The sequence below is a fragment of the Pseudomonas sp. HMSC063H08 genome (genome assembly GCF_001813645.1).
In the GTDB taxonomy this organism is placed as follows: domain Bacteria; phylum Pseudomonadota; class Gammaproteobacteria; order Pseudomonadales; family Pseudomonadaceae; genus Pseudomonas; species Pseudomonas aeruginosa.
In genome coordinates, this window is record NZ_KV813578.1 from 1 (window position 1) to 452 (window position 452).

Consider the following 452-nt stretch of genomic DNA (forward strand, 5'->3'; position numbering starts at 1 on the left):
GACGAGATAAATGATCAAGATCAGCAGGCCGACACCTACGGCCACGCCCGCTCCGAGATCCGACCACTTCTTCTTCCCGTCATGGATAGCGTGATAGGTGCCGTAGGTATGCCAAGCGACCCCCAAAAAGACAGCCACGCAGATGAGTGCCGCGAGGAACATCGCTCCGTCATAGCCGAAGTTCTGGATGGTTTGCATGATCCCCGAGCCCTCCCCACGGGTAGGTGCCTCGGGTTTGGGGAGTGCAGCCAAGGCGATACCGGGGAGCGCCAAAGTGATGGCAGCCAGGCTCCGGTGGAGGGCGGACAGTTTCTGGATGGTGAATTTCAGCATGAGTGTCTCCGTATGGGTCAGCTGAGGAGGAAGAAAGAGGTGATGCCGAGGAGGACCAAGATCCGGATCGCGGAAGCGCCGGCGGTTGCGCTGTCGAGGTTGTTGGTGGCCCAGCCGCG

General features: G+C 60.4%; 1 protein-coding gene. It reads right to left on the reverse strand.

Annotated elements, in window-relative coordinates:
- Positions 1-333 (reverse strand): TIGR03745 family integrating conjugative element membrane protein (locus tag HMPREF2924_RS26745; protein ID WP_070700782.1); only part of this gene is annotated, 333 nt, incomplete at its 3' end.
- Between the last annotated feature and the right edge of the window lie 119 nt (positions 334-452).